General features: G+C 64.7%; 1 protein-coding gene. It reads left to right on the top strand.

Annotation, left to right across the window (positions count from 1 at the left end; translation table 11 throughout):
- The first annotated feature begins 169 nt into the window (after window positions 1-169).
- Entirely contained in the window at window positions 170-505 is a 336-nt protein-coding gene (locus tag ACXAHD_RS32355; RefSeq protein WP_475055217.1) for a transposase family protein, read from the top strand.
- Window positions 506-539 lie beyond the last annotated feature (34 nt).

Here is a 539-nt window from a genome sequence, read left to right as displayed (position 1 = left end):
AGGCCCGCCGGGACGCGGTCCTGGTCGATGGTCTGGTCGCGCCGGTCGGGGAACGCGACGACGTCGACGGGTTGTTCTCCGAGAAGAAGGGCTTCTGCGGGCAGAACGTGCAGGTGGTCGCCAACCTCGCGGGACGGGTGGTCGACGTGGGTGATCCGTGTCCGGGGGCATGCACGACCGGAAGGCCTTCGACGTGTCCGGGATCGCCGCCCGGTGGGCAGGCCACTACGCACCCGGCGGGCCCGGGATGATCGGTGACAAGGGCTACCAGGGTGCCGGCATCGCGAGTCCGTACAAGAAGCCCCGGGGTCGGGAGTTGACCGAGGTCCGACGTGCGTGCAACACCGCGCTCAACCGGATCCGCGCCGCCGTTGAACGCGCGATCGCCCACCTGAAGTGTTGGAAGGTTCTCAAGACCGGATTCCGCAGATCGCTGGAACAGTTCCCCGCCACATTACTTACGGTAACCAAGTTGGAGATCTTTCGCGTTTACGGATTGCGTTGAACCGACCTGGAAATAGTTTTGGGAAGTCCTCCAG

It is taken from the genome of Micromonospora sp. ABR4_055, from assembly GCF_056160425.1.
Note: the sequence above shows the minus strand (reverse complement) of the source record. Positions and strands in the feature narration are given on the sequence as shown.

Excerpts from the sequence above, each read along its gene's own strand:
- ACXAHD_RS32355 (WP_475055217.1), top strand. The coding sequence starts at position 170 with ATGCACGACCGGAAGGCCTTCGACGTGTCCGGGATCGCCGCCCGGTGG.